The following is an 18,803-nucleotide window of genomic DNA, read 5'->3' as shown; positions in this document are numbered from 1 at the left end:
AGTTGGAGCCTAGTCGGGCACCCCCAATCCCCGCTGCCCGGAGGGATGGCAAGGGTAGGGTGGGGGCGTTAAGCATGGAGCGTGAAGCTTGAAGCGTGAAGCCCCGACCCTCGCTGCCCTGGAGCGATGGCAAGGGTGGGGTGGGGGGGCAGGAAGCACCTAGGATTCCACTGCCTGGCACCAAGTCAAGGCAAAGACCGGAGCCACGAAGGCATCCCCCAAAAAGCCCGAAAAAATCAGCAGAATCTGCTGTCGGATGCGGCGTGTTGCATCCACGGCAGTGCAATCTGCGTCAAACTGGCTCCCTCGCGATACATTCGTGCGATAATCAAAAGTTCCGCGAATCGAAACGTCACCGATACCTCATCACGGGTATCCGCGCAGGATTCATAAACGGTTTTAAATCAATGTGTTAGCAATGTTATGGCTCTGATCGTACACAAATACGGCGGCACGTCGATGGGCTCGGTGGAGCGCATCAAGAATGTCGCCAAGCGCGTGGCCAAGTGGCATAAGGCCGGTTACAAGATGGTCGTGGTGCCGTCGGCAATGTCCGGCGAGACCAATCGTCTGCTCGGCCTGGCCAAAGAAATTTCGGCCAACCCCGACCCGCGCGAACTCGACGCCATTGCCGCCACCGGCGAACAAGTGAGCGTTGGCCTGCTGGCGATGGCCCTCAAAGAGGCCGGCGTCGATGCCGTGAGCTATGCCGGCTGGCAAGTACCGATCAAGACCGACAGCGCTTTCACCAAAGCCCGCATTTCGGAAATCGACGACAAACGCGTCATGGCCGATCTCGATGCCGGGCGCGTCGTCGTCATCACCGGTTTCCAGGGGATCGATCCGAACGGCAACGTGACCACGCTCGGTCGCGGCGGCTCGGACACCTCGGCCGTGGCGGTTGCCGCTGCGCTCAAGGCCGACGAGTGCCTGATCTATACCGACGTCGATGGTGTGTATACGACCGACCCGCGTGTGGTCGACGAAGCGCGCCGCCTCGACAAGGTCACCTTCGAAGAGATGCTGGAAATGGCCAGCCTCGGCTCCAAGGTGCTGCAGATCCGCTCGGTGGAATTCGCCGGCAAGTACCAGGTCAAGACTCGCGTGCTGTCGAGCCTGACCGATCCGATGATCGCGCTCGAAGAAGAAGCGCGCTCGGGCACGCTGATTACTTTTGAGGAAGACGAACAAATGGAAAAGGCCATCATTTCGGGTATCGCATTCCAGCGCGACGAGGCCAAGATCACCGTGCGCGGCGTGCCGGATCGCCCGGGCATCGCTTACCAGATCCTCGGCCCGATCGCCGACGCGAACATCGATGTCGACATGATCATCCAGAACCTGAGCGTCGAGGGTAAGACCGACTTCACATTCACCGTGCCGCGCGGCGACTACCAGCGCGCCATGACCCTGCTGCAAAACGACGTGCAGGGCCACATCGGTGCGGCCGAAGTGGTCGGCGACCCGAAAGTCTCCAAGGTCTCCATCGTCGGTGTGGGCATGCGCTCGCACGTGGGTATCGCCAGCAAAGCGTTCCGCACGCTCTCGGAAGAGGGTATCAACATCCAGTTGATCTCCACGTCCGAAATCAAGATCTCCGTGCTCATCGACGAGAAGTACATGGAGCTCGCCGTGCGCGCACTGCACAAGGCGTTCGAGCTCGATCAGGCGTAAGGAAGTCAGGAAAAGACGGGCCGCATGCGCATATCGCGCATGCGGCGCGCAGCGGAATTTTCGTGCCGGGATGCGGGAAAATTCCCTCGAACGTGTCCTGTGCATGACACGTCCGCAAAAAAAGTTGGATTTTGATGCGCATAATGTTTGACGGCATCGAGAACAGTAGGTAGTATCACGGCTTCGTTGCATCACCTCCCTGGTGCGACGACAAGTTTGGGAGACGTGGCCGAGAGGTCGAAGGCACTCCCCTGCTAAGGGAGCATCTGGGCCAAAACCTGGATCGAGGGTTCGAATCCCTCCGTCTCCGCCAAGTCGCCTTGGCGGAACACCCCCGGCTCTTCGCGGAGAGCCGGGGGTTTTTTCTTTCCCGAGTTCGCGCGTTGGCGATACCTCGCGCGCCGATACCCCTCTTCTTCGAGCGAGAACAACGATGTCGACTATCACTACCGATTCCGGCCTGGAATACGAAGACCTGCAAGTGGGCGATGGCGCTGAAGCCATTCCGGGCAAGACCGTCACCGTTCATTACACCGGCTGGCTGACCGATGGCAAGAAGTTCGATTCCAGCAAAGACCGCAACGATCCGTTCGCCTTCGTGCTCGGTGGCGGCATGGTCATTCGCGGCTGGGACGAAGGTGTTGCCGGCATGAAGGTCGGCGGCAAGCGCAAGCTTATTATTCCGGCCGAACTCGGCTACGGTGCGCGCGGCGCAGGCGGCGTGATTCCGCCGAACGCCACCCTGGTCTTCGAGGTCGATCTGTTGGACGTCTGAGGCATCGAACGCCGCTCGTAACATACCGAAGCGGCACAGTCGTTGCAAACAGACACCCCCGGTGCCTCAGGCATCGGGGGTGTTGTCTTTTGGTGCTGTCAATGAGTGCCGTCAATTCATGTGGACCATCGTCACGAGCGATGGCTGCACAAAGGAGTCTTTGCGAGGTGTCACACTCTGCAATGCCGGTTTCACGATTCTGGTTTCCCTTCTCGCTGGTGCTTTTCGAGTTTGCCGTCTACATCTCGAACGACATGATCATGCCCGGCATGCCGCTCGTGACGCGCGAATTCGGCGCATCGACGGAAATGACCACCCTGGCGCTCACGGCGGCCATGCTCGGCAATGCCAGCCTGCAATGGCTGCTCGGCCCGCTTGCCGACCGCTTCGGGCGCCGTCGCGTGCTGCTCTCCGGTCTCACCATGTTCATCGTCGCCTGCCTGGCCGTGCACTACGTGCAGACGATGCCGCAGTTCATTCTGCTGCGATTCCTGCAAGGCATGGGCTGCTGCTTTGTGCTGACCGTGGGCTACCCGACCGTGCATGAAGCGTTCGAGGAAAAGACCGCCGTGCGCGTGATGGCGCTCATGGCGAACGTCTCGCTGCTCTCGCCCTTGTTCGGGCCGCTGGCCGGCGCTGCTGTCGTGTCGTTCTGGCCGTGGCGCAGCATTTTCTGGCTCATCGCCATCGTTGCCGTGTTCTCGTTCGTGGGGTTGTATCGCACGATGCCGGAGCTCTCGCGTCACGATCGTCAGGCGTTGAACGCGAAACAGCTCTGGGCCGGCTACAAGTTGCCACTCTCCAGCGGACGCTTCTGGCGTGGTGCCATCCTCACGGGGCTTGCCGTGACGCCGCTGCTCACGTGGATCGCGCTTGGCCCGGTGTTTCTCATCGAGCGTGCCGGACTGTCGCAGATGCAATACGCGCTGCTGCAAGTGCCCGTGTTCGCGGCGCTGATTCTCGGCAACGTGCTGCTCGCGCGTCAGGTCGGACGTTGGTCCAATGGCCGCTTGCTGGCCACTGGCGTCGCGGCCATGCTGATCGGCGCGGCGGTGTCGCTCATCGGCACGGCCATTCTGGCGCCCGGGTATCCGGCGCTGCTCGTCGGCACCAGCCTGCATGCATTCGGCATGGGCATGTGCTACGGCGTGGTGTATCGCCAGTCGCTGTTTGCGGTGGACAGCCCCAATCGGGCGACAGTCGCGGGCATGCTCAGCATGATCACCATCGTGGTGGCGGTTGCGGTGATCGAGGCGATGAAGTTCGCCTACCTGCACTTCGGCGATGCGGCACTTGGTATCGGCGCGATGATGGCGGCGGCGCTCGTTGCGGTGCTCGCTGCGAACTTCGTTCCCCCGCCCGCGCAGGACACGCTTGCACAGCCCGCACGGCAGTCGTAAGCGGGGCAGTGCAATGTACGCCGCATAACCGGCACGAAATAAAGAACGCCAGCGAAGACAATTCGCTGGCGTTTTTTTTATGCGTGACGCTTCAACCGTGAGCGCGTTCGTCGGCCACCGTTTCGGCGGTGGCGTCAGGGACGGCCCGGCTGTCGTCGTTCGACGCACGGGCTGCCGTCGCGCCCGGCACTGCTGCCCCAGCAGGCGCGGCAGGCGCAGGCGTTGCGTAGTAATCGCGCTCCCACTTCTCGTGATTCGCCTTGGCCTGTTGCAACTCCGGCGTGAGCGGCGCGAACGCGAGCAGCAGCTTGTTGAGCCACGACACGGGCGCTTTGCAGGGGCGTTCGAAGTCGACGAACAACACCACGCGCGTCTCGTCCGTATCGTTGTGGACCTGATGCTCGTAGGCGTCGTCGAAGATCACGGCGCGATTGGCCTGCCAGACGTAACGTTGCCCATCCACCTCGATCCAGCACTGCTCGCGATCGCGCGGCACCTTCAGCGCGAGATGCAGTCGCAGCACGCCGTTGTACGGGCCGCGATGCAGGGGGATCCGCTTGCCGGGCGAGAGGATCGAGAAGAACGCCGTGCGCAAGCCCGGAATGTCTTCAAGGGCCGCGGCGGTTGCCGGACAGCGCGCCAGATTGCGCTCGGCGCGCATGCCGTAGCCGAGGAAGACGAAGGTCTGCCACTGATGGTCTTGCGTGATCGTGGCGACGTCGGGCGAGATTTCGTGAAAGGCGGGCAGGCGCGCGGGGTTGGCGAGCACCGCTTCGAGTTCCTTGGCAATCGCCGGTGCCTGCAACTCGATGGCTTTGACCCAGGGGAACTGGGCGTTATCGAAGATGGGTTTGTCGCCGACCAGTGAGCTGCGGGCAATGCGACGTTGCGTGGCTTCGACACACTGAAAGAAAAACCTGGCGAGCCAGCGGGGCAGGGTACGGTTGGGGTTCTGCGCGGGCGATCGTGATGCACTCAACGTCAGCCTCCAGAGCGGAAATGAGGGAACCGGGCCGGCGGGGATGTGTCTTTCAGTGCGGTGAACGCCGGGCTTTTGGGTACAATTGTCGCGCGGTCCGGCCGTGCCGCCAAGCCTCATGCGGGAAATGTGCGTGAGTGTCTGGTTACGAGATGTTTCGGCGGACCGAAGGGGTGGGGCTGGATGCGTCCGGACCTCAAGCGGGCTGGCGCTTGCCGGATAACACAGGAGACGCATGAACGCGCGCACAACACGGCATCCACACACGGCCCGGGGCTGGCTCTGCAGCACCGTGACCTCTTCGGCGCCATTGGCGCTTCCCGCACCTCGCGTCAGTCTCGCTGTTTCCTGCGTACGTGCTGTCCGTGTTGGCTTTCGCCGCCTTTCCAGGGTGTTGACGCGCGCGCGCGTCGCGCCCCTCGCCACGGTGCTGGCGGCGGGTCTGCTCGCCGCACCGGGCGCACAGGCCAAGTACGCCATCGCTCAGTACGGCGAGCCGAAGTACCCGCAGGGGTTCACCCACTTCGACTACGTCAATCCCGATGCGCCGCGCGGTGGCACGTTGACGCTCGCGAACCCCGACCGGCGCACCAGCTTCGATAAATTCAATCCGTTCACGCTGCGCGGCACGTCCGCGCCCGGCGTGTCGGGCCTCATGTTCGAGACGCTAGGCGTCGGCAGCGCCGACGAGCCGGCCACCGTCTACGGTCTGCTCGCCGACGATATCGCCGTGGCGCCCGATGGCGCCTCCGTCACATTCCATCTCAACCCTGCGGCACGTTTCAACAACGGCGATCCGGTCACGGCGCAGGACGTCAAATACTCGTTCGACACACTCATGAGCCCGCAGTCGGCCCCCGGCTTCAAGGTGATGCTGGCTGACGTGAAGGGTGTGACCGTGCTCGACAGCCGTCGCGTGCGCTTCGACTTCCGTCGGGTGAGCCCCGATCTGCCGCTGCTCGTGGCAACGGTGCCCGTGTTCTCGCCCAAGTGGAGCGTGGGGGCAGACGGCAAGCGTCGCGCATTCGACGCGCTCACTTTCGAGCCGCCCGTGGCGAGCGGCCCGTACCTGATCGAGTCTTACGACGGCGGACGACGCATCACCTTCCGGCGCGACCCGAAGTACTGGGGCAACAACCTGCCGGTGCGGCGTGGCACGTACAACTTCGAGCGCATCGTCTACAAGCTGTACTCCGACGATATCGTGCGGCTCGAAGGCTTCAAGGCGGGAGAGTTCGACGCCATTACCGAATACCGCGCCCGCAGTTGGGTGCGCAGCTACGTCGGCAAGCGATTCAAGGACGGCGAGCTGATCAAGCGCGAGTTCCCGCATCACAACGCTGCGGGGATGCAGGGCTTCATTCTCAACACGCGACGCGACCTGTTCCGCGACGTGCGCGTGCGTAAAGCGCTGGATCTCGCCCTCGACTACCAGTGGCTCAACCGTCAACTGTTCTACAACCAGTACGAGCGGATCTACAGCTACTTCACCAACAGCGATCTCGCCGCGCGCGGTTTGCCCAGCGAGGGCGAGCTCAAGCTGCTCGAACCGCTGCGCAAGAAGCTCGATCCGGCGGTATTCGGGCCGATGGTGGTGCAGCCGACCACGACACCCCCGGCGAGCCTGCGTGACAATCTGCGTCAGGCACGCGAACTGCTCGCGCAGGCGGGCTGGACGTATCGCGACGGTGCGCTGCGCAACGCGAAGGGCGAGCCGTTCGTGTTCGAGTTTCTCGACGACGGCGGCGCCATGGGGCCGGTCGCCTCCGCCTATGCACGCAATCTCGCGAAGCTCGGCATCACGCTCAACTTCCGTACGAGCGATTTCGCGCTGTATCAAAAGCGTCTCGAGACGTTCGACTTCGACATGATTTCGCTGCGCTATCCCGATGCACAGATTCCCGGCACCGAGTTGCTCGATCGCTTCGGCAGCCAGTCGGCCGGCGTGGAAGGCTCGGATAACGTGATTGGCCTCAAAGACCCGGCGGTCGACGCGCTGCTCGCGGACCTCGTGCGCGCGCATACCTACGACGACCTCGTGTCCGCGGCGCGCGCGCTGGATCGCGTGCTGATGCATGGCTATTACATCGTGCCGCACTGGTTCTCGTCCACGCATCGCATGGCGTACAAGCAGAATCTGCGCTTCCCGGACAAGTTGCCGCTGTACTTCACGGCGGAGGGGTGGCTCGTGTCGACGTGGTGGGATTCGCGCACGAACGGCGAGCATCAGGCGCCGGCATCCCCGGCAGCCCCCGCAGCCAGTAGCGCCCCGACAGGAGCCGCCCGTTAATCATGTGGTCCTACATACTTAAACGACTGCTGATCATGATTCCGACGTTGCTCGGCGTGATCACGCTCACCTTTGCGGTCATTCAATTCGTGCCCGGCGGTCCGGTCGAGCAGGTGATGCTCGAACTCAAGGGACGCGGCGGCGCAGGGGAGGCGAGCGGCGGCGGGGGCGGGAGCGACTATCGCGGACGTCGCGGTATCGACGCGCAGCAACTCGCGCAGATCAAGGCGCTCTACGGCTTCGACAAGACGCCGATGGAGCGCTACTGGCTCATGCTCAAACGCTTCGCCCGATTCGATCTCGGACAGAGTTATTTCCATCATCAGAGCGTATGGTCGCTCATTGTCTCAAAGCTGCCGGTGTCGATTTCGCTGGGGCTATGGACGTTTTTCCTCACCTATCTGATATCGGTGCCGCTGGGCATCGCCAAGGCGGTGCGCAACGGGTCTCGCTTCGACACACTCACGAGTCTTGTCGTGCTCGTGGGCTATGCCATCCCCGGCTTCGTGCTCGGCGTGTTGCTGCTCGTGCTGTTCGGTGGCGGCACGTTCTGGCAGTTGTTTCCGCTGCGCGAGCTGGTGTCGGATAACTGGAGCGAGCTCTCGTGGCCGGCCAAGATCACCGATTATCTGTGGCACATCACGCTGCCGGTGACGGCGTCGGTGGTCGGTAGTTTCGCCGTCGTCACCATGCTCACCAAGAATGCGTTTCTCGACGAAATCCGCCGTCAATATGTGCTCACGGCCCGCGCCAAGGGGCTCTCCGAGCGCAAGGTGCTGTTCAAGCATGTGTTTCGTAACGCGCTGATTCCGCTCATCACCGGCTTCCCGGCGGCGTTCATCGGCGCGTTTTTCGCCGGGAGTCTGCTCATCGAGACGCTGTTCTCGCTCGACGGGCTCGGGCGTCTGTCGTATGAATCGGTGCAGCGTCGCGACTATCCGGTCGTGCTCGGCTCGCTGTATCTGTTCACGCTCATCGGGCTGGTGACCAAGCTCATCTCCGACCTTTGCTACGTGCTGGTCGACCCGCGTATTCAATTCGATCGAGTGGAGCACTGACGTGACCCGATCCGCCACGCCATCGCCACGCCCGTCGTCGTATGCCGCCACGCCAGCCCGCTCGCCGCGCGGGCGCGTCTGGCGGCGCTTTCGCAGTCATCGGCTCGGTTACTGGAGCCTTGTCGCTTTCGTCGTGCTGTTCGGCATCAGCCTCTTTGCCGAGGTGATCGCCAACGATAAACCCTGGGTCGTGCGCTACGAAGGGCAGTGGTATTTCCCGCTCGTGAAGACGTACCCGGAGTCGACCTTCGGGGGCGACTTCCCGACGCCGACCGACTATCTCGATCCGTTCATCGAAGGCCGCATTCGCGCGGGCGATAACTTCGCGATCTATCCGCCGGTGCGCTACAGCTACGACACCATCAACTATTTCGCGACGGTGCCCAATCCGGCGCCGCCCTCGTCGCAGAACTGGCTGGGCACGGACGATCGCGGGCGCGATGTGTTCTCGCGATTGCTCTACGGTTTCCGGTTATCGGTGATCTTCGCGCTGGCGCTGACCGTCTCCGGTACGCTGCTCGGCGTGCTTGCCGGAGCGATTCAGGGCTTCTACGGCGGACGTATCGACCTGACATTGCAACGTCTGATCGAAATCTGGGGATCGTTGCCCGAGCTCTATCTGCTGATCATTTTTGCGTCGATCTTCGAGCCGCATCTGTGGCTGCTGTTCGTGCTGCTCTCGCTGTTCGGCTGGATCGGCTTGTCCGATTACGTACGCGCCGAGTTCCTGCGCAACCGTCAGCTCGATTACGTGCGTGCGGCGCGGGCGATGGGGCTGTCGAACTGGCAGATCATTCGACGTCACGTGCTGCCCAACAGCATGACACCGGTCATCACGTTCCTGCCGTTTCGCATGAGCGGGGCGATTCTGGCGCTTACGAGTCTCGATTTCCTTGGCCTGGGTGTGCCGCCGCCAACGCCGAGCCTGGGTGAGCTTCTCAATCAGGGCAAGGCGAATCTGGACGCATGGTGGATCTCGCTCGCGACGTTCGTGGTGCTGGTGCTCACGCTGTTGTTGCTGACGTTCATGGGAGACGCCTTGCGCAATGCGCTCGACACGCGTGTCGCGGACAAGCAGGCTGCGGCCGGGGGGGCGATGTGAGCACACCGCTTCTCAGTATCGAAAATCTCTCGGTGCGCTTCGGTGATACCGACGCCGTGAAGGACGTGAGTTTCGCCATCGAGCGCGGTGAGCGCGTGGCGCTGGTCGGGGAGTCGGGCTCGGGCAAGAGTGTGACGGCGCTGGCCATTCTGCGTCTGCTTCAGGACGCACAGATTCAGGGCCGGATCATGCTCGACGGCGTGGATCTGGCGGCGCTGAGCGAGCGCAAGATGCGCGGGCTGCGCGGCAACGACGTCGCCATGATCTTTCAGGAGCCGATGACCGCGCTCAATCCGCTCTATCCGATTGGCGAGCAGATTGCCGAGGCGCTGGCGTTGCACGAGGGGTTGTCCGGCAAGGACGCCAAGACGCGCGCCATCGAACTGCTGCGTCGCACGGGGATTCCCGAGCCGGAGCGGCGCGTGTCGCACTTCCCGCACGAGCTGTCGGGCGGTCAGCGTCAACGCGCCATGATTGCCATGGCGCTTGCTTGCCGTCCCAAATTGCTGCTCGCGGATGAGCCGACCACCGCGCTCGACGTCACCATTCGGGCGCAGATCATCGAGTTGCTGCTGGAGCTGCAACGCGACGCCGCCGAGAAGCGCGGCATGGCCGTGCTACTCATCACGCACGATCTGAATCTGGTGCGACGCTTCGCGCAGCGCGTTGCGGTGATGGAGAAGGGCGTGCTCGTCGAGTGTGCCGACACCGAGACGCTCTTCACGAATCCGCAGCATCCGTACACGCGCAAGCTGATCGACAGCCGTCCGCAACGCGAGATTCATCCGGTCTTGCCAATTGCGCCGGTGTTGCTGGAAGGGCGCGGGGTGACGGTGGACTATGCGACGGCGCAGTCCGGTGTGCGCGGATGGTTCCAGCGTGGCCGGTTCCGGGCGGTGCATCCGGTCGATCTGTCGCTGCGTCAGGGCGAGACGCTGGGCGTGGTGGGCGAGTCCGGCTCCGGCAAGACGACGCTCGCCATGGCGATGCTCGGCCTCCAGCATACGAGCGCGGGCCAGATCGAGTTTCAGGGCGAGCCGATCGCGTCGTATCGCGGTGTGGCACAGCGCACGTTGCGCTCGCGCATGCAGATCGTGTTTCAGGACCCCTTCGGTTCGCTCTCGCCGCGCATGACCATCGAGGAGATCGTGGGCGAGGGGCTGGCGTTGCATCGTCCGCAATTGAGTGAGGACGAGCGTCGCACGCGGGTGGCGGACGTGCTGCGCGAGGTCGGGATCGATTCGCGTGCCATGTCGCGCTATCCCCACGAGTTTTCGGGCGGTCAGCGGCAACGGATTGCGATTGCGCGCGCGCTTGTCGTCGAGCCGCAGATTCTGGTGCTCGACGAGCCGACGAGCGCGCTCGACGTGTCGATTCAGCAGCAGGTGCTCCATCTGCTTGCCCAATTGCAGATCAAGTACAACCTGAGCTACCTCTTTATCAGTCACGATCTGGCGGTCATGCGGGCGATGGCGCATCGGGTTCTGGTGTTCAAGGACGGGCGTCTGGTGGAGCAGGGCGATACCGAATCGGTATTTTTTGATCCGCAAAACGATTACACCAAGGAGCTGGTCGCGGCGGCCATGTGGTAGGTGCGTGACGGCGCCGTGAAACGTCACACAACGTCGCAGAACGTCGGCTAAATCGCAAAGTCTTGATTGCTAATGAGAATTTACCGATTGTGCTGATTGTTTTTTTCTATTACCTTTTGACATCATGTGACGTTCACATTACTATCGCGTACCAATTAAGTTGATTATTCAACGAGTTAACAGGTCAGTTCAGACAACTAGTTCGGCGGTGGGTCTGCCGGGCGTGACTCGACGGTTTTCAACACGGCAGCATCCTGTTGCACCTGACGAGCTACTCATCGGCCATCCGACTCAACCAACCCGGCGACCAATGCAGACGATCCCTTCGCGCACCCGCAAGACACTCCTTCTCGCGTTCACTGCCGCTGGCCTCGTTACCGCCTCGTTGACGGCGAAGGCTGACGACTACAACAATGGCCCGACGGCCGCCGCCCGCGCCGCCGCTGCGGCGCTTCAGGCCAGCAACGCTTCCCCGAGCACGACCAACGTCACCACGGTGGCGACCGACGCCCCGCAGACGGCTGTCGAAGAGTCGCGCGTGCAGCGTGCTCAGAAGCTGCTCTCGAATGTTACGGACAAGGCATCAGACGTCGTACTTGGTGCGCTGAACTACATTGGGGTTCGTTACAAGTACGGTGGCAACACCCCGGATAGCGGTCTGGATTGCAGCGGCTTCGTGCGCTATGTGTTCCAGGACACGCTCAATTTCATGCTCCCGCGCCGCTCGGAGGAAATGAGCCAGGTGGGCGAGCGCATTGCCAAGACCGATCTCAAGCCGGGCGATCTGGTGTTCTTCAACACCATGCGTCGCAGCTTCTCGCACGTGGGCATCTATATCGGCGGCGACAAGTTCGTGCACGCCCCGGCCACGGGCGGCAAGATTCGCGTGGAAGACCTGCGTGAATCGTACTGGTCGGCCCGTTACAACGGCGCCCGACGCGTCGAAACGCTCAAGGCCAGCGCCGAACTCACGCGTGTCGAACAGCTCTTCAAGAACGACCACCCGATGTAAGCCGTCGATGTCCGCGAAGTGTGCGGGCAGCGACGCAAAAGAGAATGCCGCCCAATGGGCGGCATTTTTCGTGGGGCGACGGGTTTGGCGTGCTGCGCCGTCTGTCCGCGGGGATGACGGGCAGGGAGACGCTTCCCGGCGCTTCCTCGGGTTCCGTTAGCGCGCGGCCTGCGACACCCCGCGGGCCGCTTCGGACTGTGCGTCGGCCAGTTTGCGCTGGATCTCCGGCCACATCTTGGCGACGGCTTCCTCGCCGGCCAGAATCGCGCGATTGCGGCCCTGGAAGTCGGAGGCGCCCATCTTCGCCAGCGACGGGCGAATCACGATGTCTGCGTTCTTCTCCAGTTCGTACTGCTTGATCGATTGACCCATGATCGTGAACGTCTGCATCAGGATGTCGAACTGGCCTTGCGTGGCTTGCGCGGTCGGATTGGCCGAAATATCGACGGCGATCACGAAATCGGCACCCATCTGGCGGGCGTACTCGGCCGGTACGGGGGCGACGAGGCCACCGTCGACGTAGTCGCGAGTGCCGATATGCACGGGCTCGAACAGGCCCGGCACGCTGCTCGACGCACGCACGGCCTGCCCGGTGTTGCCGCGACGGAACAGGATCGGCGCGCCGCTTTGTAAGTCGGTGGCCACGATACCCAGTTGACGCGGCATCTGCTCGATGGGGCGGTCCTTGAGCACCTTGTTGACGTACGACTGGAGGGCTTCGCCGCGCAGCATGCCACGCGAGCGGAACGGCATCGTCCAGTCGCTGATCGAGGCTTCGTCCATCGTCGACGCCAGACGGTTGAGCTGGAAGCCGTTCAAGCCCGAGGCGTACATCGCGCCCACGACGCTGCCCGCGCTGGTGCCGACAACGATGTCCGCATGAATGCCGCGAGCCTCCAGCGCCTTGATCACGCCCACATGCGCGAAGCCGCGCGCCGCGCCTCCACCGAGCGCCAGGCCGATTTTCAGCGGGCGGATGATCTTGGGCGGGGCGAGCGGGGTCGCGGGCACGGTCGGCGTCTGCGCGAGCGGCGGCACGGGCGTGGCCGGTGTAGCGGGTGCATTGCCCTGCGAGACGACCGACGGAGCGCTTGCGCAGCCGGCCAGCACGGCGGCCATGGCGAGGGTGCTCAGGGCGGTACGGGCCGACGTCACCCGGCGACGTGCGGCGGGGGTGGCGGGCATCGCAGTGGCGGATAAGGCGGGGGCATCGACGGCTGTCGGGGCGACAGCGCGACGCAGACTTCGAATCAAGGACAACAAGGGGGACTCCAGCAGGGCAGGACAAACGCTCGCGGCACCGGCAATCGTTGGGATCGTGGCTGCCGGCGCGCGTCGACGCGCAATTTTACGGCGATTGGAGCATCGCGGGCACAAATCGGTTCACTTTTCGAAGGTGTCATTCATGTGCGGCTACCTGACGTGGAACCTTTGCCCGGGGGGCCTCGTCTTATCTGCCGTAACACGTCGCGGTGCATGACGCTCCGATGCATCGCGCCCGCTTCGGCACGAGCTTTGGGCGTTGGCCCTTGGGTGTTGGCTCCTCGACCGAAGTCCTCCGCTTCGCGGCATCGACGCCGCACATCTCCCGCCTGAACGCCTGTGCGTCAACAATAGTGAATATCTGAATAAATACGAATGGGAATCATTTGTGTTGATCGATGTTTTTCATTATGCTGTTCCTCTCTGCGAAACCATGATGAAGGGGAACGGCCCATGAAGGCGAAGACGATCGGCAAGCTGGCGCGACTGACGGTGCTCGGCACGACGGTGGCGGCGGCATTCGGCGCGCAAGCGGATACCAATGGCGTGTTGAATTTGTACTCGGCGCGTCACTATCAGACCGACGAACAGCTTTTCGGTACGTTCACCAAGCAGACCGGCATCAAGATCAATCGCATCGAGGCGGACGACGCAGCGCTGCTGGAGCGACTGAAAAGCGAGGGCGCGAAGAGCCCGGTCGACGTCATCCTGATGGTCGATGCCGCGCGACTGGCCAAGGCCGACGAAGCGGGGCTGTTCCAGCCGACCCGGTCGGCGACGCTCGACGCTCGTATTCCGGCCAAGCTGCATGCCGCGAGCACGAAGGCGGGCACGGACTGGTATGGCTTCTCGACGCGCGCTCGCGTGATCGTCTACAACAAGGACAAGCTCGATCCGAAGACGGTGCAGACGTATGCGTCGCTCGCGGACCCGTCGCACAAGGGGCAGGTCTGCACGCGCTCGGGCTCGCATCCGTATATGCTCTCGCTGGTCGGTGCGCTGATCGCCCGCGAAGGTGCGCAGGCGACGCAGAATTGGGCGCAAGGGATGGTCGCGAACTTCGCGCGGGCGCCGCGCGGTGGCGATACCGATCAGATCAAGGCCGTGGCAACGGGCGAGTGCGGCGTGGCGCTGGCGAACTCCTATTACTACGTGCGCATGGCACGCTCGGACAAGCCCGAAGACAAGGCGCTGATGTCGAAGGTCGGCTTCATCTGGCCGGATCAGGCAGGCAAGGGTACGCACGTGAACGTGGCCGGTGCCGGCATTGCCAAGCACGCCCCGAATCACGCGAATGCGGTCAAGTTCCTGGAGTATCTGGCGAGCGACGAAGCGCAACAATACTTCGCGAACGGCAACAACGAGTGGCCGGCCGTGCCGACGACCAAGGTCGACAACCCGGCGCTTGCCTCGCTGGGCGAGTTCAAGGCGGAGGACGTGCCCATCGGCACCATCGCGAAGAACCTGCCGGAGGCGCAACGCATTCTCGATCGCGCTGGCTATAAATAAGGCGCTCGACGGTCACGGGCAACGGTAGGTTTGTGAGCGTCGCTGCGTGCAACGTGCGTTAAAAAACAGAAGGGCGCCGGAGGATTCCGGCGCCCTTCTGGCGTTTACGTTTTTACGGCTCGCGGGAGCTTATGGCATCTGATTGCAGCTTACGGTGGCCGAGGGCGCCAGTCGCTGACGGCAGCGATGGCCGTCTGCCGTAACGCAGCGCCGGCTCAGTCCTCAAGCAGTTCGTCTTCTTCGCCCGGCTGGTACATATGGTAATCGCCGGTCGCATAGACACCCTTGTACGCCGTGGCCGACGCGTCGTCGTTGTCGATCGGATGCGTCTCGGCGATGCGAAGCGACTCGCGCACTTGCGGCGGCTCGCATTCGGCGATCAGGCGCAATGCCTCCTGCTCGTCCTCGGCAACAACGTCATACGTGGTGACGAATTCGGGGGCAGGGCCGTCCGGATCTTCGTCTTCCAGCGGTTCGTACCATTGGCCTTCCACGATCAGATGCATCGCGCGGGCGGTCTCCGATTGCTCGTCGCGGGCGGCGCGCAGCGCCCACAGGGCGGCGTCGCTCCACTTGTAGAGCTGCACGGCTTCGAGGGCGGTGGCCAGCGCCTTATCGTTCTCGCCGTTGTGCTTATACGCGTGCGAGAGTTCGGCGAGCACGTCGGCCATCGAGACGTTGCTGCCTTCTTCGTCGTGCGCCTGCTTCGCCAGGGCCTCAAACGTCTCGATGGCGGCCTTCGGCTCACCTTGGGCGACGAATAGATGCATGCGCAGCGCGATGGCGTTCTCGATGAAGGCGCGTCCCGCCTGGGCGAGATGCGGGCTTTCGAGCGTGCGGTCGAGACGCGTTTGCGCCGCCGCGAAATCGCCTTGGCGGGCGAGGGCGTTGGCGTGGTTGAAGTCGACGATCACGAGGTCTTCGTCCGGTGCGCAATTGCTGGCGGCCTCGTAGGCCTCGATGGCGGCGGGAAAGCGACCGAGATCGGAGCGGTAGTTGCCGAGCAGTTGCCAGAGCAGCCAGACGCCCGGTGCATGCGCGACACCGGCTTCGAGCACGGCGACGGCCTGCTCCATTTCGTCCATGTCGGCGTAGGCCATTGCCTGCACCTCGTAGGCGCCCGAGTACTGCATCGACTCAAGCCGTTTGCCGATCTCCAGGGCCGTTTCGGGGTCACCGGCTTCCAGGTGGGCGAAGGCTTCCGCCATCAATTCGTCTTTCTCGGACATTGCAATTTCTCCTTCGGGAACCGCTTTTGGGGAAGGCGTACCGGCGGCCAGCACGCGGTATCGTTCCATCATATAACAGGCATCGTGACAGCCCGCATCGCGTGGGAGCGAGCCGCAATCGGCGGTGCAGGGCGGGAACGAGGGGGGATGAGGAAGGGCGCACACCGGTGAACGGTGCAATGAAAAAGCCGCGACCGGGTGTCGCGGCTTTTTCTCTTGATGCGTCGAGCAGAACAGGCTGAATCCGTGGAATTAGCCGCCGCGGCGCATCAGGTCGAAGAACTCGGCGTTGTTCTTCGTCTGCTTGATCTTGCCAAGCAGGAATTCCATTGCCTCGGCCTCGTCCATATCGTAGATGAGCTTGCGCAGCACCCAGATCTTCTGGAGGATTTCCGGCTTGATGAGCAACTCTTCGCGACGCGTACCCGACTTGTTCAGGTTGATCGACGGATAGACGCGCTTTTCCGCGAGACGGCGCTCGAGGTGCACTTCCATGTTGCCGGTGCCCTTGAATTCTTCGTAGATCACGTCGTCCATGCGGCTGCCGGTTTCGATCAGCGCCGTGGCAATGATCGTGAGCGAGCCACCTTCTTCGACGTTACGCGCCGCACCGAAGAAGCGCTTCGGGCGTTGCAGGGCGTTGGCGTCCACACCGCCGGTGAGCACCTTGCCCGATGCCGGGATCACGGTGTTGTAGGCGCGGGCCAGACGCGTGATCGAGTCGAGCAGAATCACCACGTCTTCTTTCATTTCGATCAGGCGCTTGGCCTTCTCGATGACCATTTCGGCGACTTGCACGTGACGCGTGGCCGGTTCGTCGAACGTCGACGCGATCACTTCGCCGCGCACCGAGCGCTGCATTTCGGTCACTTCTTCCGGGCGCTCGTCGATGAGCAGCACGAAGAGCTTGGCTTCCGGATGGTTGGCCGTGATCGCGTGAGCGATGTGCTGCAGCATGACCGTCTTGCCGGACTTCGGCGAGGCGACCAGCAGACCGCGCTGGCCCTTGCCGATCGGGGCGATCATGTCGATGATGCGGCCCGTCACGTTCTCTTCGCCGCGAATGTCGCGCTCGAGCAGCAGCGGCTTGTTCGGGTGCAGCGGCGTGAGGTTCTCGAACATGATCTTATGTTTCGAGGCCTCGGGCGGGTGGCCGTTGACTTTGTCGACCTTCACCAGCGCGAAATAGCGCTCGCCGTCCTTCGGCGTACGCACTTCCCCTTCGATCGTGTCGCCGGTATGCAGGTTGAAACGGCGGATCTGCGACGGGCTGATGTAGATGTCGTCCGTGCTGGCGAGATACGACGTCTCAGGCGAGCGCAGGAAACCGAAGCCGTCCGGCAGCACTTCCAGCGTACCGTCGCCAAAGATGGTTTCGCCGGACTTTGCGCGCTTCTTCAGAATGGCGAACATCAGCTCCTGCTTGCGAAGGCGGTTGGCGTTCTCGATTTCGAGACCGTTCGCCATTTCTAGCAGCTCGGAGACGTGCTGGGACTTTAGTTCGGATAAATGCATACGGAGGTGCCGTCCGCTGGACGACAAGTGAATGATCAGGGAAAAGTGAGCGAACGCTCGAAGAACTTTGGGAAGCTTTGTGGCGGATTATATAGCAAGCAGCGCCCAGTGCAAGCACAGCACCGACTGCTCGGCACCGGGGTGTCGCACTGTGGCGACAAAGGCCCCGGTACCTGCCATCGACGGGAGATTACAGATTGCCGTCGAGGAACGAGGTCAGTTGCGACTTCGACAGGGCGCCAACCTTCTGCGCGGCCACCGCGCCGTTCTTGAACAGAATCAGGGTCGGAATGCCGCGAATGCCGTATTTGGCCGGCACACCCTGGTTCTCGTCGACGTTGATCTTGGCGATCTGCACCTTTTCGCCGTATTCCTTGGAGACTTCGTCCAGGATCGGGGCGATCATCTTGCAGGGGCCGCACCAATCCGCCCAGAAGTCGAGCAGCACCGGCTTGTCGGATTTCATAACGTCCGCATCGAAGCTGGCGTCGGAGATATGCTTGATAGTTTCGCTCATGAGTATTGTTGCCTCGTCTGACTATTCGGAAACGTCTGATGAAAGTGGTTCCGAAAACCGTTCGCTTTCACCGACGCTGGAGATGTCACCCGGTTTTCGCGGGCGTGCATTCTCCATATGGAGGCTGCAATCGCGTGCTTCAATAGCGCCCGCCAATGCAGTTTGTGCTCATATTAGCGGAAATTTCCTGCGCTTGCCGGTACTGTGCCCGTGGGCGGCGAAGCGTCTGGCGCAAGGGGCGGGCGTGACGTGCTGGACTCGTCTACGTTTTGTTCCGGATCGTTCGCGCGTGCGGCGAAGCGCACGCGGGCGCCGGGTTGTCGCGATGTGGCGACGAGGGCCCCGGCGTTTGTCGTTGGCTAGGGGTTAAATAAATTTGTCGAGCATCTCAATCAGCTTCGATTTCTGTGAGCCACTGAATGCTGCGTCGATTTCTCCGTTTTTGAGCAGGATCGCGGTCGGCATGCAGGAAACGTCGAAGTCCGTTGCTGCCTCTTGGCATTCATCTACATCGCACTTGATGATTTTCACCCTGTTACCGTATTTCCGGGCGATATCGTCCAGGGCTGGGGAGAACTGCGTGCATTCTCCCGACCATGTTGCAACGAAAACGACCAACACGGGTTCGGCGGATTGACGAACTTCCACATCGAAGGCGTCGGGCGTGATTTGCTTGACTTGGCTCATGAAAAATTGACCTCGTTTGACGATTTGAAAAGACTCGATGAAAGTGGCGCGGTAAGCCGCTTGCATCCATCGATACTGGCGATGTCACCCGGTGTTTCCGGGGAGGGGCGGTGTAGGCGGCAATTGCTGCGCCAAAGCCGTTCGTGCTCACCCGGTGGGAAATTCCTGCGCTTGCCCATGCCGTCCATGGGCGATGAAGTT

At 62.5% G+C, this 18,803-nt stretch carries 15 protein-coding genes and 1 tRNA gene; 10 read left to right on the top strand and 6 right to left on the bottom strand.

The genetic code is table 11. The features are described from left to right. Positions 1–423 precede the first annotated feature (423 nt). The 4 genes from ACIPHM_RS03980 (at position 424) to ACIPHM_RS03965 (ending at position 3,849) form a co-directional block, all read left to right on the top strand. Complete coding sequence (locus ACIPHM_RS03980; protein ID WP_400324758.1) at positions 424–1,674, top strand: aspartate kinase; 1,251 nt, start codon at positions 424–426, stop codon at positions 1,672–1,674. A gap of 219 nt (positions 1,675–1,893) precedes the next feature. Beyond that, positions 1,894–1,987 (top strand) — tRNA-Ser (locus tag ACIPHM_RS03975). Between the two features lie 120 nt (positions 1,988–2,107). Continuing rightward, positions 2,108–2,449, top strand: a complete 342-nt coding sequence (locus tag ACIPHM_RS03970) for an FKBP-type peptidyl-prolyl cis-trans isomerase (protein ID WP_400324756.1) — start codon at positions 2,108–2,110, stop codon at positions 2,447–2,449. Positions 2,450–2,631: 182 nt separating this feature from the next. After that, on the top strand, positions 2,632–3,849 hold the full coding sequence (locus tag ACIPHM_RS03965) for an MFS transporter (RefSeq protein WP_400324754.1): 1,218 nt from the start codon (positions 2,632–2,634) through the stop codon (positions 3,847–3,849). 91 nt (positions 3,850–3,940) lie between these two features. Here the strand turns inward: ACIPHM_RS03965 and ACIPHM_RS03960 are convergent, their stop codons facing one another. After that, complete coding sequence (locus tag ACIPHM_RS03960) at positions 3,941–4,828, bottom strand: aspartyl/asparaginyl beta-hydroxylase domain-containing protein (RefSeq protein ID WP_400324752.1); 888 nt, start codon at positions 4,826–4,828, stop codon at positions 3,941–3,943. Positions 4,829–5,063: 235 nt separating this feature from the next. Here ACIPHM_RS03960 and ACIPHM_RS03955 point away from each other — a divergent pair, with 235 nt between their 5' ends. From ACIPHM_RS03955 to ACIPHM_RS03935, 5 genes are all read left to right on the top strand, one after another. Beyond that, a complete protein-coding gene (locus ACIPHM_RS03955) occupies positions 5,064–7,118 on the top strand; it encodes an extracellular solute-binding protein (RefSeq protein ID WP_400324750.1) in 2,055 nt (684 codons plus the stop codon). A 2-nt stretch (positions 7,119–7,120) separates the two neighbouring features. Then, entirely contained in the window at positions 7,121–8,176 is a 1,056-nt protein-coding gene (locus tag ACIPHM_RS03950) for a microcin C ABC transporter permease YejB (RefSeq protein WP_400324748.1), read from the top strand. A gap of 1 nt (position 8,177) precedes the next feature. After that, complete coding sequence (locus ACIPHM_RS03945) at positions 8,178–9,278, top strand: ABC transporter permease (RefSeq protein ID WP_400324746.1); 1,101 nt, start codon at positions 8,178–8,180, stop codon at positions 9,276–9,278. Beyond that, positions 9,275–10,870 (top strand): ABC transporter ATP-binding protein, encoded by a 1,596-nt coding sequence (locus ACIPHM_RS03940; protein WP_400324744.1) that lies wholly within the window; start codon positions 9,275–9,277, stop codon positions 10,868–10,870. Before ACIPHM_RS03945 ends, ACIPHM_RS03940 begins: the two co-directional genes overlap by 4 nt. Before the next feature lie 310 nt (positions 10,871–11,180). Beyond that, positions 11,181–11,882: a C40 family peptidase gene (locus ACIPHM_RS03935; RefSeq protein WP_400324742.1), complete on the top strand. Its 702-nt coding sequence runs from the start codon at positions 11,181–11,183 to the stop codon at positions 11,880–11,882. 156 nt (positions 11,883–12,038) lie between these two features. Here the strand turns inward: ACIPHM_RS03935 and ACIPHM_RS03930 are convergent, their stop codons facing one another. Continuing rightward, positions 12,039–13,067 (bottom strand): patatin-like phospholipase family protein, encoded by a 1,029-nt coding sequence (locus ACIPHM_RS03930; RefSeq protein WP_400324740.1) that lies wholly within the window; start codon positions 13,065–13,067, stop codon positions 12,039–12,041. Between the two features lie 531 nt (positions 13,068–13,598). Here ACIPHM_RS03930 and ACIPHM_RS03925 point away from each other — a divergent pair. Next, complete coding sequence (locus ACIPHM_RS03925) at positions 13,599–14,654, top strand: extracellular solute-binding protein (RefSeq protein ID WP_400324738.1); 1,056 nt, start codon at positions 13,599–13,601, stop codon at positions 14,652–14,654. Positions 14,655–14,869: 215 nt separating this feature from the next. Here ACIPHM_RS03925 and ACIPHM_RS03920 read toward each other — a convergent pair whose 3' ends face one another. The 4 genes from ACIPHM_RS03920 to ACIPHM_RS03905 all read right to left on the bottom strand — a co-directional run bounded on the left by ACIPHM_RS03920 (position 14,870) and on the right by ACIPHM_RS03905 (position 18,602). Beyond that, positions 14,870–15,883 (bottom strand): hypothetical protein, encoded by a 1,014-nt coding sequence (locus ACIPHM_RS03920; RefSeq protein ID WP_400324736.1) that lies wholly within the window; start codon positions 15,881–15,883, stop codon positions 14,870–14,872. A gap of 252 nt (positions 15,884–16,135) precedes the next feature. Next, positions 16,136–17,398 (bottom strand): transcription termination factor Rho, encoded by a 1,263-nt coding sequence (rho, locus tag ACIPHM_RS03915; protein ID WP_039399112.1) that lies wholly within the window; start codon positions 17,396–17,398, stop codon positions 16,136–16,138. A 190-nt stretch (positions 17,399–17,588) separates the two neighbouring features. Continuing rightward, positions 17,589–17,915 carry a thioredoxin TrxA gene (gene trxA, locus ACIPHM_RS03910; protein WP_400324734.1) on the bottom strand — a complete coding sequence of 109 codons (327 nt, stop codon included), beginning with the start codon at positions 17,913–17,915 and terminating at the stop codon, positions 17,589–17,591. Positions 17,916–18,281: 366 nt separating this feature from the next. After that, the gene (locus ACIPHM_RS03905) at positions 18,282–18,602 is read right to left on the bottom strand and encodes a thioredoxin family protein (RefSeq protein ID WP_400324732.1); all 321 of its coding nucleotides are present in this window, start codon (positions 18,600–18,602) and stop codon (positions 18,282–18,284) included. Positions 18,603–18,803 lie beyond the last annotated feature (201 nt).

It is taken from the genome of Pandoraea sp. NPDC087047 (assembly GCF_044745225.1).
GTDB lineage: Bacteria > Pseudomonadota > Gammaproteobacteria > Burkholderiales > Burkholderiaceae > Pandoraea.
The sequence above is the reverse complement of the archived record's forward strand: the minus strand, read 5'-3'. Positions and strand labels throughout refer to the sequence as shown.